At 58.2% G+C, this 13,553-nt stretch carries 10 protein-coding genes and 1 pseudogene; 2 read left to right on the forward strand and 9 right to left on the reverse strand.

The window, feature by feature from the left end; translation table 11 throughout:
- Positions 1-188: 188 nt before the first annotated feature.
- The 9 genes from ACS4RR_RS08305 to ACS4RR_RS08345 form a co-directional block, all read right to left on the reverse strand.
- Positions 189-1,313, reverse strand: a complete 1,125-nt coding sequence (locus ACS4RR_RS08305; RefSeq protein WP_222386717.1) for a glycosyltransferase family 2 protein — start codon at positions 1,311-1,313, stop codon at positions 189-191.
- Positions 1,310-3,064, reverse strand: coding sequence for an ABC transporter ATP-binding protein (locus ACS4RR_RS08310; protein WP_162118025.1), 1,755 nt, complete (start codon positions 3,062-3,064; stop codon positions 1,310-1,312). Before ACS4RR_RS08310 ends, ACS4RR_RS08305 begins: the two co-directional genes overlap by 4 nt.
- On the reverse strand, positions 3,057-4,133 hold the full coding sequence (locus ACS4RR_RS08315; RefSeq protein WP_260298840.1) for a glycosyltransferase family 2 protein: 1,077 nt from the start codon (positions 4,131-4,133) through the stop codon (positions 3,057-3,059). Before ACS4RR_RS08315 ends, ACS4RR_RS08310 begins: the two co-directional genes overlap by 8 nt.
- A gap of 2 nt (positions 4,134-4,135) precedes the next feature.
- Positions 4,136-7,138: a trifunctional glycosyltransferase/class I SAM-dependent methyltransferase/polysaccharide deacetylase gene (locus ACS4RR_RS08320; protein WP_456189938.1), complete on the reverse strand. Its 3,003-nt coding sequence runs from the start codon at positions 7,136-7,138 to the stop codon at positions 4,136-4,138.
- Positions 7,132-8,352 carry a glycosyltransferase family 2 protein gene (locus ACS4RR_RS08325; RefSeq protein WP_456189939.1) on the reverse strand — a complete coding sequence of 407 codons (1,221 nt, stop codon included), beginning with the start codon at positions 8,350-8,352 and terminating at the stop codon, positions 7,132-7,134. The genes ACS4RR_RS08320 and ACS4RR_RS08325 overlap by 7 nt, the downstream gene beginning before the upstream one ends.
- Before the next feature lie 31 nt (positions 8,353-8,383).
- Entirely contained in the window at positions 8,384-9,340 is a 957-nt protein-coding gene (locus tag ACS4RR_RS08330; RefSeq protein ID WP_456189940.1) for an NAD-dependent epimerase/dehydratase family protein, read from the reverse strand.
- Positions 9,341-10,322: 982 nt separating this feature from the next.
- Entirely contained in the window at positions 10,323-11,735 is a 1,413-nt protein-coding gene (locus ACS4RR_RS08335) for a peptidoglycan L,D-endopeptidase MepK (RefSeq protein WP_456189941.1), read from the reverse strand.
- A gap of 397 nt (positions 11,736-12,132) precedes the next feature.
- Entirely contained in the window at positions 12,133-12,495 is a 363-nt protein-coding gene (locus ACS4RR_RS08340) for a hypothetical protein (RefSeq protein WP_260056558.1), read from the reverse strand.
- Positions 12,496-12,641: 146 nt separating this feature from the next.
- Entirely contained in the window at positions 12,642-13,130 is a 489-nt protein-coding gene (locus tag ACS4RR_RS08345; RefSeq protein ID WP_456189942.1) for a hypothetical protein, read from the reverse strand.
- A 6-nt stretch (positions 13,131-13,136) separates the two neighbouring features.
- Here ACS4RR_RS08345 and ACS4RR_RS08350 point away from each other — a divergent pair.
- Together ACS4RR_RS08350 and ACS4RR_RS08355 are read left to right on the forward strand one after the other, a co-directional pair.
- Positions 13,137-13,226 (forward strand): annotated as a pseudogene (locus tag ACS4RR_RS08350) (DNA-binding response regulator); the annotation flags it as partial.
- 84 nt (positions 13,227-13,310) lie between these two features.
- Positions 13,311-13,529, forward strand: a complete 219-nt coding sequence (locus tag ACS4RR_RS08355; protein WP_017965712.1) for a hypothetical protein — start codon at positions 13,311-13,313, stop codon at positions 13,527-13,529.
- Positions 13,530-13,553 lie beyond the last annotated feature (24 nt).

Raw genomic sequence — 13,553 nt, forward strand, 5'->3', positions numbered from 1 at the left:
CTCTCTTTTATAGCAATTGCTATTCTTCGTTAAAATAAAAGCTCGTAGTACAAAATAGCGAGATAGTCACCAGGCTGATGGACGGGAGGCGTTGTCAAACCTCTGGATGTTTGACGGTGCTCGATCTCTTCGGCGCGACATAGCGGCCGAGCGAAAAACGCCATCGACAGCCGTTCAGCCGACAGACATCAAGCCTCCTGCGATGAGGTCGCCACAGAGCATTCGCAAGTCCGATCCATCTCAGACAAGCGGCTGAGCAAGGCCTTCGTTCTGAAGCGAGACCAACCACCGACCAAGGGGAGAAGCGGTTCTATCTCTTCGAATTTCCTGAGATTCTTTTGCTTTTGTTCCCTCGCTGGCCAGACTTTCGATAACGCCCGGCGTGTGGCTCTGCCAGCTTTTGAAAAGAGCAGCCTGGCGAGGATGCCGGAGGCGAGCATTGGGCTATGATGATAAATGTGTTTGAGCGAGGTCGCAGCGCTGGACCAATCTTTCAAAGCGGCAAATTTTGAGAATGCATAAAGATGCGCCGACGCGCGGGCGCAACTGACGACAAAAGCCGGAAGCTCAGGATTGCGGGCGATGCATTGCTCGGTCACCGCCAGAAGCGATCGCGCCATCCGTGACCTGTCTGAAGACATGGCTGCGGAATGTGAGCGATAGCCCACCAGGCCCAACGGCACCGTCTCGATCTTGAAATGTTCAGCGGTGCGGAGTTCGAAATCGAAATCCTCGCATCCTCCAATCCCCTTTCTGGCATAGCTTGAATCGTAGCCGCCGATCTTGTCGATAACAGCGCGGCGAACCATGAAGCCGCTGCCATTGCCGACGAAGCGGAATACGAGATGACGGTTGAGAATGCTGTCTCGGGCGTTCAGCGACGAACCGGATCTTGTGCAATATCCTTCGGTATCGATGAAGCGGTGAAGCGCATAGACCGCGCCCCAGGCGTCCGGCAAAGGCTGGAGAGCCGAGAGCATTCTTTGGATATAGGTCGAATGCCATAGGTCGTCTGCATCGAGGAAGGCGATATAGTCGGATTTCGATGCCTGGATCCCAGTATTGCGGGCCGCAGCGACGCCACGGTTTTCGGTCGACAGAATTCGGATCCTTGAATCACCCGCGGCGAAACGGCGACAGATCGAGGGCGTCTCGTCCGTCGAGCCGTCGTCGACGATGATGATCTCAAGCGCCTTGTGGGTCTGGTCGACAACGGATTGGAGCGTCTGGGCAAGGTATTCTCCGGCATTATAGGCAGGGATCACGACCGCCACCCGAACACCTGACATCGTTGACACATCCATGTCCGTCACCCGAGCTTAGATGTGGGTGCGGGCGGGCGGAGATCGATCCGGTTCTTCATCAGCCTGGCCACAGCGGGCCGATGGCTGACGACAATCAGTGTTCTGCCGGCGTCTTCTTTCATCGCCGAAAACACCCGCATCTCGGTCTCTTCGTCGAGCGCGCTTGTTGCTTCGTCCAACAGCAGGATCTGAGGCCGGCCGGCGAGCGCGCGCGCCAGGCCTATGCGCTGCCTTTGCCCGCCCGAAAGCCGGATCGCCTCGTCACCCAGCCATTCATCAAAGCCATACGGCAGATCTTTAATGAACTCCGTTGCGCAGGCCACATCGGCCGCCCAGCGGATATCCTGCTCCGAGATATCGCGACGGAACCGGATGTTGTCGAGGACCGTGCCCTCCATCAGTTCAACGTCCTGGCCCGACACGGAGAGCAGCTGCAGCCAGCTGGAACGGTCGATGGTTGTCAGATCCCTGCCGTCGACCGTGATCAGGCCCCGGGTCGGCGGGTTGAGATCGAGAATCATGTTGAGGATTGTGGTTTTGCCGGAGCCACTCGGCCCCGTCAGAGCCGTCGTCTCACCTGCCCTGATCGAGAAGCTGAGATTGTGAACCGCCGGTGCGTTCGATCGCTCATAGGCGAACGAGACGTCGTGGAAGACAATCGCCTCCGCCAGGCGGCTTACCTTTTCCCCTTGCGAAGCCTGCTTGATATCATCTTTCTCCGAAAGCAGCGCCAGGACGTTTTGCAGGGACGCTTCCATCTCGTAAAGGCTGAGAATCTGGGAATCAAATCCCTTAATATGCGGTTGAAGCCTGTAAAGAAGGATCGTCGCCGAGAGCGCCGCCTTGAAATCGACCGGCAGGAATTCCGAAGACAGAATGATCGTCAGGATGACCCCGAAGGTCAGAATTTCGCTCAGAAGCGAGGTTATCGCTCCCATCCAGTCCGACCGCCGCCAGGTCTGGCCGACGTCGTTGGAAAGCGCCGCGAAGAGTTGTTGGTGACGCTTTTCCATGCCGAAGCTTTTGACGGCTTTCAAAGTCTGTAGCGTTGTCCAGCTCAGTTGCGTCAATGCTTCCACTGCCGCCAATGCAGAGGCGCCGAGACGGCGGTAGGCACCGGCAAAGAAACCCAATACAAAATTATGGATGAAACCGAAGGCGAGGGCGAGCAACGCGATCGGCCAGGCCATTACCAGCATGCCGACGCCGAAAATCACAATCGTGCCGAAATTCACTCCCAGTCGTACCAGGCTGGCATGCGCCGACGACACTGCATGGGATTCGGTCGCGATAACGTTGATCAGGTCGCTACGCTCGTAATCCTGAAAGCGCTGAAACGGCATGGTCAAGACCTTGGCGTAGAGACGGTCTCGCATGCGGTCGCTAATTCGGTGGTTGACAGCGCTTGCAATGAGCGAATTGGCGCATCCGAGAAAAATCCGAAACAGGATCGAGCCGATCAGGATGCCGATCAGGACAGGCTTCGAAAGACTGAGGTCAATGCCGCCGAAAAACGCCGGAAGCCATGCAACGGCGGAGCCGGAAGCGGGACCTTGCTGCCCGAGAAGAAAGACGAGGCTGACCAGAAAGGTGATCCCGACCATTTCCGAGAAGCCGGTGAGAATTCCCAGGATGATCATCACTGTCATCTTGAGTCGCAGTGCCGGTACGAGTTGCAGAAGCTCGCGGAACCGAGCCGCTACAACCAGGTTGTAGGCTCTTGCGGGTTTAGCGGAAGGCGGCTTTCGAAACCTATTCATTGTTGACCATCCGGGAAGAGGTCAGACCGATTGCCTCTTTGGCAGGCACGGCTATGAAACGATCGCTGAATGCTGTTCCGGGTTGCGGAAGCGGCGCGTTCGCGACGCGGGTTTTCGGCCGCGCCGAAGACTTGCCGAGGACGCGCTTTGCCATCCGGAGGCCGCGTTTCGCCTGGCGCCAGCCCTGCTGCACGCCGTGGGCGATAAGGCGCAAGGAATATTTGCTGACCATCATCGGCGCCAGCTTTTTGACCTGGGCAAAATCGCTGCCGAGAAACGCCTTGGCGAAATACCAGCGCGCCGTGTTGAATTCGGCTGTCTTGATGTCACGCGTAAAATGCGGATAGCGCGTGATGATCGGGGCCATCACCAGGGCGTGGGACTTCAACATCCGATAAGCGTTGCTGGACATATTTCCCTTGGTGAAACGATAACCGGTCAGGAAATCGGGAACCAGGGCAAAGGGCAAGGTTTCGGCCAAAGCCAGATAAAGTTTCAGATCTTCGCATCCCTCGGCGCCGTTGTCGCGCAGGCTGGCGTCATAGCCGCCGCAGCGAAGAATGTCCGCCCGCGGCATCAAGGGCGTGCTGCCATTGCCGATGAAGTTTTCCCTTAACAGAGGTTCGAAGATATTCCCTTGATGCAGGACTGGTCGCGAATGACCGAAAATGATCCCGTTTTCGTCAATCGCCGCATACCAATTGTAGGCGACTCCGCGTCCGTCCGGAAACTTCCCTAGTGCCTCAAGCTGGAGCTCGATTTTCCGGGGGTGCCATAAATCATCGGCATCGACGGGGGCTATGTAAAGGCCGCTGGCCTCCCGGACGCCGTGGTTGCGCGCGCGCGCAACCCCACCATTCTCCTGGCGGAGAACACGGACACGGCGATCGATCAGGCTGTGGTCGCTCGCGAGATCGAAGGTACCGTCCCGCGATCCGTCGTCGACCACAAGGATTTCGAGCTTGTCGTAGGACTGGTTGGAGACGCTTTTCAACGTTTCGGCAAGCGTCTTCTCAGCGTTGTAAGCCGGTATGACGATGGTAATGAGGGGGGCCGCAACGCCAGTTATTGTCATCCGATAAAAGCTCCCGGCAGGCCCATAAGTTCGGGAAAGGCTTCAAGAGGACAATCGCCGCGGACTTCGAGGCGTGGCAGAGCGAAGAGATTATCGGAAAATGTGGCTTTCGCCTGCCGTGTCGTGAAGCCGACCCCATAGCCGGCAAGCGCCAGAATGCCCGGGACCCTGAAGTCCGTCGCGCCATAAGGAAGCGCAATGGATTCCACGGAGGTGCCCAGCCGGCTGTGCAGCGCATTGCGCGAAAGCATGGCTTCGGCCAGCAAGGCTTCGTTGTCCATCGCAGTGGCCGGTGTGTGTGATACGAGGTGGGAGCCGAAGCTGATGCCCTTTTGGTGCAACTGCTGAATATCCGACCACAACATCAGCGGCGCAGGCTCTCCATAGGCAGAATCCCAATCTGATTGACTGCCGACTTTATCGGTGACGACGAATACGTCGGCGCTGAAATCATTCTCGGCAAGGATCGGGAAGGCGTCCGTCAGGAAATCCAGGTAGGCATCGTCGAAGGTCAGCATGACGGGCCGGCCCTGGATCGGCTTGCCGCTGCGCAGCAGATCCGTAAGCGTCTGCGCCGTCAGCGTATAATAACCCTGGCGCCGAAGGAACTGCATCTGCTTGCGGAAGATCTCGGGCGGCGTACGGAAGCGCCGGAGTGCAGCGGGGCCTTCGTCTGCGATCCTGTGATACATGAGGATGGGAACCGAGGTCGTAACCTCCGTTGTCCATGCCGCCTCACGCTCAACGCCAGCCGGCCCCCAGATGATGTGCTTCGCCACATCGGCGTCCAACGGAGTTCCGTGCCGCTCGACCCGCAGCACAGGATCGGCCAGCGAGCCCTTTCTGAACCGGTGGATGGCGTAAAGTTCGGTTTCGATCGTGTCTTCCAAGGCCAGGCCAGGCTGTGCGGCCAAAACCTGTTTGATCGTGCCGACACCGAAGGGATTGCCCCAGTCGAAACCGGTCCGGGTGGGTTCGTCCCGGCGGATATGCGCGTGGGCCGTGATCAGGTAGCCGTTCGGCTTCAATGCTGCGGCCATCTTGCCGCAGACGGCGGCAAGCATCTCCTCATCCTTCATGTAATAAAGGACTTCGGAGCAGACGACGAGATCCTGTTCGGGTGGAAGATCTTGTCTGACGAAGTCAAGCACACGAAGCTCGACATTGCGGTGGTCGTGGCACCGCTCGACGGCCCTGTCGATCGCCCGCTGGGAAATATCCGTGGCCGTCAGCCGACCGACCTTCCGCGCCAGCTTCTCGGTAAAGATCCCCTCGGCGCAGGCGAGCTCGAGGGCCTTCTCGATCCCTTCCGGGATCAGGCTCAACGTCTGCGCATATTTGACCTGCTCGTAAACGGAGACGTAATTCCATGGATCCGGGCGCTCAAAGATATGCTCCCAATACTCTTCTTCCGACTGAATGGGGGGAGCCGCATTTTTTTCCTCCGGAGACGGGTCAGAAGAATCTGAAAGCAGTCGAGTCGGATCGCGTCGGAGATTTCGCAGGATGTCGGACAGCCGGGCGTCGTTGTCTTGTTTGTCGCTTGGCGCGCAGGCAAGAAGGGCGTTGCGTCCGGTACGGACCAAAATCCGTTCGAGACGTCCCCGCCGCCGGCCATTTCGTATGATGAGGCCACCGAAGGCTCTGTACCCGCGCAATGCCTCCTTCGTCCAGGAGCTCATATAGGCGAGCTTGGGCGGTGTTTGCAGATGCTCTTCGGCCTGCATCTCATGCATGATCAGCCTGATCTGCGCCCGGATCGAAAGATCGCCCCAGAATGGCCCGACGAAAGAGCCGACAAGCTGTCCGCCGGACAGGGCGTGCATGATGAGCGTGTCGGCTGGCTCGACCTTGCGGATCCGCGAAAGCGTCTCGAGCGCGACACTGACCACCTGGACATTGCCAAGCGTGAATGACCGCAAAGGGTTTGCGGCGGATATGTGCCAGCAAGCGGACTCAATGATCTTGCGCCCAGTGCCTGGGAAGGATTGTTTCTGAATCAGCTGGATGAGCAAAAGGAACGTTGGCTGCCATTTATCGCTGACATCAATGAGATCGTCGGCCCGATCGATAAAGAGCCCTGTCTGCAAACCATGCAGAATTACACCGGCAAGAAGGTTCTCGTAGCCCGCGCCGTCCGGCATGTCAGGCAGGAGCGATGCAAGGGCCGCTATATCCAAAGTCGGATCGAGCTTGGCCGCGACGACCCAGGCTAGCATGCGCACTTGGCTGATCGCGGGCGTGATCCAACCTGTCTCCGGCTCCTCGGCCGACAAGCCTTGCTGCATCTGCAGCGCTTGCGCCTTCGTTGTCACGCGAATGGCGTCACGCATCATTTTGGTCGGATCGCCGGATAGAGAGCCCGACTTCATGCGATAGAAAGCCAGGCACTTGTCGACTCGACGAAATTCGGCGCCGGAAAAGGCCATGCGAAGCCAAAGATCCCAGTCTTCGCAGGTCTGCAAGGTCTCGTCCATGCCTCCCAAAAGCTCGAAAAGGCTCCGGGGAAAGACAACCGTATGTATGGCGAGCGCACAAAAGGAGGAGAATTCGCGCTTGGCGGCATCACCCGTCAGGGTGGGAGGCTGTTCTACCTGCATAAGCCTGCCGTCCGGGGCGACACGGCGGTAGGCGCAATAGGAGATAACTGCTGGAGATGCATCTTCTGCCACCGGCAGCATGCTTTCAATGAAAGTCGGATCCAGCCAATCGTCGGCATCCAGCATGCAGAGCAGAGGTGCGGCTGCCAGTCTGGCGGCATGGTTTCGCGCCGCGGCGGCGCCGGCATTCGGCTGACGGGCGGGGAGAATGCGGCTGTCCGTTTTTGCGATGCCCTCGAGAAGCTCCCAGGTGCCGTCTGTCGAACCGTCATCGAGCACGACGGCCTGCCAGTTCGATCGCGTCTGCTGCTGCAGGCTGGCAAGACATTCAGCAAGCGTATCGTCTGCATTATAGGCGGGTATGAGGAAAGAAATGTCAGGCTTCACAGCGGTTACCATGCGGGCCTCTTCCATCGCCGCAGAACGTATAGAGCGCCATTTACGCATCCGAGCATTTCCTGCTTCAGGAAGAAGTCGTGTGATGTCGCACCTTTGCGAAGCCGTCTTTTAACCCTTCCGGCATAATATTTCGGAAACGAGAGCAGGATCCGCCGCAGATTGGCGTTATTTCCTGTGTTCTGATACTGGACGAGCAGGGCTGCGACGTGGCCACTCATATATTGGTAGATCTGTTTGGCGAGCCCCTTCATATCCTTGCGATGAAAATGCCAGGCTACCGCCGTCGGCTCGTAGCGGCAGACATGGCCATGATGGAGGAGCCGATTCCAGTATTCGGAATCGCCTGAGCATCCGGCAGCTCCCATGTCCAAGCGGACATCGAACAGGCCGATCTCATCGAAGACCTTGCGGCGGATGGCCTGGCTTGCGCCGGCTCCGATCGTCCAAACCGGAGCGCCGTAACGTGTATCCCTGGTATAGAAATCCTGATTGAAATCCTGCCGCAGATAGCCCCGGCCAAAACTCCAATGCTTTTCGAAGATAAACTGTGCAGGCGTTGCGAGTTCTCCGGGAAGGACCAATCCGGTGACGCAGGCGATCTCCGGCAGATCGAACCCCTTCATCAAGTTCTCCAGCCACCGCTCGTGGAGGACGACGTCATCGTCCGTAAACGCGACGAATTCGGTTCTCGCCGCACGAACCGCCGCATTGCGCGCATAATCCAGCCCGACCCGGTCTTCACGGACATAGGTGGCGCCCGATTCCTCTACCACCCGACGCGTCGCCTCGCCGGCGGAGGCATTATCCACCACGATGATCTCGATGGGGCTGAGCGACTGTTTGGGGATTGAGGCCAGGCACCGGCGTAGTTCCTCCGGCCGGTCCTTTGTGCAAATCAGAATGCTGACGTCACGGTTGCGCACTGGCGTTTGCGCGACATGACGCGCATGCTCGAGCGTCTCGGGTCGCACGACACGCTCGGCGAGTGCCGCCGCCGTCTCGTGCCTTTCGATATAGGCTTGTCCTACCGGAAGACCATCCGACAGAAAGACCACGAGCCCATTGGAGACAGGGGGCGAAACGGCATCGAAGCGAGGGGTGGCGAGATCAAGATAGTGAATCGGTATTGGAAAACTTATATCCTTGAGATCGGACGGAACTGGTTCTCGCATTATTACTCTCTCAATCGCACCGTGAACATACGCCACCTGCATCCAGGACGCGAGTCTCGAAAGTCATCATGGCTTATTCTGCCGCGTGTGCCTTCATTTGGTTCCTGAACCAGTCGAGCGTCATTGCCACGCCCTGTTCGTAGGTGATCTTGCACGACCAATCGGGCATGACATAGTGCGCGTTGGTCAAGTCCGGCCGTCTGTTCGTGGGGTCCTGCGGCGGTGACGGCTCGAAGACGATCGGCACGCCGCCAACGAGTCTGGAGACATATTGCGCGACCTCGAGAACCGAAATCTCGCGATCATTGCCGACGTTCAGAGGCCCCTTATAGTCGGTTTCATTTATCCAGAAATAGCGCGCGAAACCGTCGACAACGTCATCGACATAGCCCCAGCTGCGAGACTGTAAGCCGTCGCCGAAAACGGTAATCGGGCGACCCGAAAGCGCCTGGGTGATGAAGTTGGAGACCGCGCGGCCATCGTCGGAACGTGTCCGGGGACCATAGATGTTGAAGGGGCGAACGATCTTGACGTCAAGCCCTTGGGTACGCTGCATCTCGAACAGCAGCGACTCCGTGCACCGTTTGCTCTCGTCGTAGGACGAGCGCGGGCCGGTGCAGTCGACCTGGCCTTTGTAGGATTCCGGCTGCGGCGACACCAGAGGATCGCCATAGACTTCGGAAGAAGAGGTGAAACCGAAACGCCCGCCCTTCTTCAGCAAGTCGAGCAACCGGAACGCCCCGAGGAGATTGGCGGAGATCGTCCTCTTCGGCTCCTTCATGTACCACGGCGGCGATGCGGGCGATGCAAGGTGATAGATTTCGTCGAATTTATCCGAGGTCTGCAGCGTCTCGACGTCGGATTTCACGAAGTGGAAACGGGGGTCCCTGATGTGTGCGATATTCTCGAAAAGCCCGGTCCAGAGGTTGTCGACAACGACCAGCTTCTGGATGTCTTTCCTAAGCAAAAGTCGATCGCACAAGTGGGATCCGATGAAGCCAGCCCCGCCAGAAATCAATACGCTTTTCATTGCTTTGCCCCTCGTGACTTGAGATAAGGTGTTTGCTTATTAGCATCGCCTGTATTGCATGACAATTACTTAGAGTCTTTCTAAGAAATACTCGCTTATTAATGTTAATTCTTATACGTGCCTACCTTAAGGCGATGCGTGTCCCTGCCGCGTTCGGTAACGAGCGGCCACGCCGGAACGGATGCTACAGATGATCGTCGCGCGATCATCACGACCTGCCCAATCTCGACCATCCGTTCCATGAGACGGCCGCCAGCATCTGCGGGTCGATCGAAGGAATCGGCATGGTATCGAGAACCTCTCCGACGAGTTCGGATCGAGAGCTGAGGTGCCTCATCGAAAAGCATGTCGCTCGGTGGAAACACTGGATCCTTGAAGTGTGTTATATTTTCGAAAGGTCCGGTGCAAAGATTGTCAATAACAGCCAGTTTCTGGGTATCACTTCCTAAGTACAAGTCGGTGGCATAAATGCGATCCAATGAAGCCGACCCAGGAATTAACACGTTTCTCACATCGTCCTGCCTCGTTACTTAAGAATATATTATTGTTATTACAGCGCGCGGACGTTTTGTATGGGCACGAAGTCCGGGGTGGGTCGGACTTTGGTCTGGGTTTCGGGCGCGCGGAAACGTTCGTCATCGTCGTTCGACGCGCGTCCTTTTCAGGCGCGGAGATCGCGCATTAACACATTGAATCAACCTCATTGTTCCGGAGAATCGATTCCGATTTTCGAGCCGATGCGCGAGCACTGACTGTAAGGCATGCTGGTTTTTTAGGAGCTTCTAAAAAGTGCGAATTGGCCGCCGTGCGGCCATTCTAACGCTGACGATAGAGTTTCCAGAGGCATCTGTATGTCATCGTCAATCGCGCTCGGCATGGGTGGCGGCGGCTGGTTTCTCGGGATCGCCAACCGGTTCTCACCATGGTTGTTCCAGCGCTTCCGATCGGCTTCGTACAGCGCATCAAGCCTTGATGACTGAGGTCAGCCCTCCGGAGGCGACGCAAACCGGCTCGCATCGAACAGGTCTGTGGCGGCGAGCGGAATGATATCCTCACCTGACGTCGCGACATTGACCTCGCGATGAACCGTGCGGGGGGAAACGTGAGGCGCGCTCAATCCCATCAGCTCTCCTGGAGAATGCAGCGCCCATTTCATCAGCGCCGCGTCGGACGTCGATCCAAAGAAATTGGCTCCTTCCCAGGAAGCGGTCATGGGCAGGGAGGCGATCATTTCAGCGCCGTATTTGGAGGCCTGGTGTGCAACAACGAGGGGTTCGAAGCGGGCGTAGGTCGGCAATGCCGGCGCCGGCCTATCCGGAAGCACGGCAATTGGGCCAATCGACGCAGTCTCCAGTATGTCATCTGCGCCCGCGTCGTGCTCGAGGGCAGGCGGCCGCATCGCTGGTACCGGAATCGGCAAAGAAGAAACATCCCCAGTGGACCGTTTGTCATCGCGCTCGACCGCGCCCGTCTGCAGCGCGAGCGCATTCAATGCTCGGCTTCGGGGCGCAGGCAGAAGCGCCGTCACGAGGTTATTGTCGCCGCTCGAAGTGGTCGGCGCTCCTGTATCTTCGTCTTGTCCAGCGGTGCTGGCGATCTGGATCGAGGTGGGGCCGACGCGCTTCTTGTAGTTCGCAATCGCCTGATCGTATCCCGGCAGCGGCCGGCCATCGGCCGGGAGATGCATGGTCTGCCCATTCGGGAATATTCGAGCGAGTTCCTGCCGGGACATGAGGGGCCAGGCCCTGACGTTGCCGACGTCGAGATGCACGAAGGGCGATCCCGAGGTCGGATAATATCCGACGCCGCCGACCTGCATCTGCATGGCAAGTGCACGCAGCCTCGAAAGCTTCACGCCGGGAACATAGAAGTCCATCGCCTTGCCCAGCATGTGCTGGCTCTTCTTGGCGACGCCCGTGGTGCGTGAGCGGTTGCGGAGCATATTGTTGGTGGTGGGCGAACGATAGGCGGAGACGATGTGGATGTAGTCCGTGCCGCCGCTGCGCTTGTACACTTCCCAGACCAGGTCGAGCAGCCGGGGATCCATCCGGGTCGGCTCGTTCCTTCGCCAGTCGCGCAGAACCCGGTTGATCTGGGCAAGGCCCTTTGGATCGAACTTGCCGTCCCGCTTGTAGGTAATCGTCGCCCTCTCGCCCGTATGGGTAAAGAACAGCTTCAGGGCGCGATCTTCCGCCGAGGCAAATGATGCGGAGCCGACAAGTGCCGGAAGCGCAAACAGCGCCGGCAGAATGGTCTGCGCGACGAAACGTTCCGCACGCGACAGGAGTGTCGCAATTCCGCCCAAGGCTGCGCCTGATAGTCCTTGCACTGGATACCTCAACACGAACAATCCCGCCCACACCAAACACTCGGCGACGTGCGGGAACCTCCGCATCCATCGCGCTCAGTAAAGCCAGCTTATGGTCAATAAATTCCTAACGAGTGGATGCGTGAGCTCGGCGGATTGAGGATGCGAATCATCCCAAGCGCAGTCGGAGCCTGCGCCCGCGGGAGGAGAGCAGCCGCTCTGAAATCCCCGCCGCTCTGAAACGGTTACAACCGCTCCCGACCTTCGATCTCCCCGAACACGCGACCTCAACTCCCACCTGGCGGCTGACCAGAACATGCTTCGACCTTAAACCCGGATCAACAGGGCAGGCCAGTTCGGAATGAGGCATCCGATGCGCTGCTATCCGCCAGCCTTGTCGATCGGTACAGACGCGATGCTTGCCCAGAAATGCGCACGTCGGTCGGAACTGGAAAAACTCGCTGAACAAACTCTAACTATGTCCTCAGAAGTTTGGACTATCCTCATACCCTTCCAACTCGGGGCACCCCCTGATGTTGCCGAAACCGATCGTTCGCCGGTCGCCCGATTCATCCAGACCTCTGAGCACGATGACATTATCATCCTGCTGTATAATCTCGCTACGATAGATGCCGGCCCGAAGCGCCCTGTTCTTCGCTTGGCTTATATTACATTGCCCGGGCGGTGGAGTGACGTGCCAGTATCTCGTTCCTTGCCCATCGGAATGCCATCCTCCCGAAGCTGCGAATCCCGACAAGCTGGATAGCAGTATGGCAGACGCCAATATTACACTGCCTAGAACCAGTTTCATGTAACCTCCGTAAGCCGCGGCAGGGCTGGTCTTCATTCTGCTTGTCCTGTTTTCAACGGACAACCGAGTTTCCCATGGCGTCACCACACTAGGTGGCTCGCGCTAACACTGTGCTAACGACCGCTTCGGCAGCAATTTGCGGATAGTGAAAACGAGGTTTTTTCGACGCGGTTCGCCTTTTGCTACCGAAGTCGCCGCCTTTGTTCACCCTCGCGCGGATGGTCGGATCCGGCGATCGTCTCGAACACGGGTAGCAGCCGGGCTGCCTCCTGCGCGATCTCCGCCATTTGTCGTGACGTGGAGCTCCTCGTCGTCGCTGTCGGAAGCGCTGCGACTTTCTCCAAAAGCGCGACCGCGTCGCACTGGAACTCCTGCACGGTCTCGGCCGAGCGCCGGCGGGCGGCGTCGAGCATGGCCTTCTTGCTAGCTCGAGCCTGATACTGAAATTCGGTGAGCTTGCTATCGGCAACTCCGCGCCGGACTGCTCTCAGGTCGGAGGTGTCGAAGCGGACGCCGGAAGCGATCTGGGCCAGGGCGATCTCGCGAACCGTCGAATTCGTGGTAATGAGACCGCGGATGACATCGTACGAGACGGCATTCTTCTGGAGGAACTCCTCGTAACCTTTGAGCTTCCGCGAGAACTGTGAGCAGGTCTTGATTTCGCTAGGCATAAGGCCGCAGCGGGTCATATCAACGAGCGCATAACCGGGCTCGATGCTGGCGCGGACGGCTATCTGGCCAAGCCCCCATACCAGGGGGAACTCCTGCCCACCTATTTAATCGAACGTGACTTCGCCGCCGGAACTTGATTAGCGCTCGTACGTTGAGCGCGAAGGCCAAGGAGACGCAAGATGCCTCGGTTGATTTCATTCATGCTGACGCGCATCGCTGCCGGCGCCGGATTGGGGTGCGTGGTAGGGCTCGTCGTATGGAGCAACGGGTTTGCCGGAATTTCCTCAGCTAGTTCGACGGATTATTACATCGCCCAGGGCATGTTCGTGTACCTGTTCGCCAGCACCCTCGGCGTTGGCTATCTCGCCACGGCACTTATGCTCGATGACACCCGATAACAAGCGGGGCGTCGCGAGCTCGCG

Source organism: Rhizobium zaerense, from assembly GCF_051810725.1.
GTDB lineage: Bacteria > Pseudomonadota > Alphaproteobacteria > Rhizobiales > Rhizobiaceae > Rhizobium > Rhizobium leguminosarum_I.

Excerpts from the sequence above, each read along its gene's own strand:
- ACS4RR_RS08310 (WP_162118025.1), bottom strand. The coding sequence starts at position 3,064 with ATGAATAGGTTTCGAAAGCCGCCTTCCGCTAAACCCGCAAGAGCCTAC.
- ACS4RR_RS08320 (WP_456189938.1), bottom strand. The coding sequence starts at position 7,138 with ATGGTAACCGCTGTGAAGCCTGACATTTCTTTCCTCATACCCGCCTAT.
- ACS4RR_RS08325 (WP_456189939.1), bottom strand. The coding sequence starts at position 8,352 with ATGCAGGTGGCGTATGTTCACGGTGCGATTGAGAGAGTAATAATGCGA.
- ACS4RR_RS08330 (WP_456189940.1), bottom strand. The coding sequence starts at position 9,340 with ATGAAAAGCGTATTGATTTCTGGCGGGGCTGGCTTCATCGGATCCCAC.
- ACS4RR_RS08335 (WP_456189941.1), bottom strand. The coding sequence starts at position 11,735 with ATGCGGAGGTTCCCGCACGTCGCCGAGTGTTTGGTGTGGGCGGGATTG.
- ACS4RR_RS08340 (WP_260056558.1), bottom strand. The coding sequence starts at position 12,495 with ATGAAGACCAGCCCTGCCGCGGCTTACGGAGGTTACATGAAACTGGTT.
- ACS4RR_RS08345 (WP_456189942.1), bottom strand. The coding sequence starts at position 13,130 with ATGCCTAGCGAAATCAAGACCTGCTCACAGTTCTCGCGGAAGCTCAAA.
- ACS4RR_RS08355 (WP_017965712.1), top strand. The coding sequence starts at position 13,311 with ATGCCTCGGTTGATTTCATTCATGCTGACGCGCATCGCTGCCGGCGCC.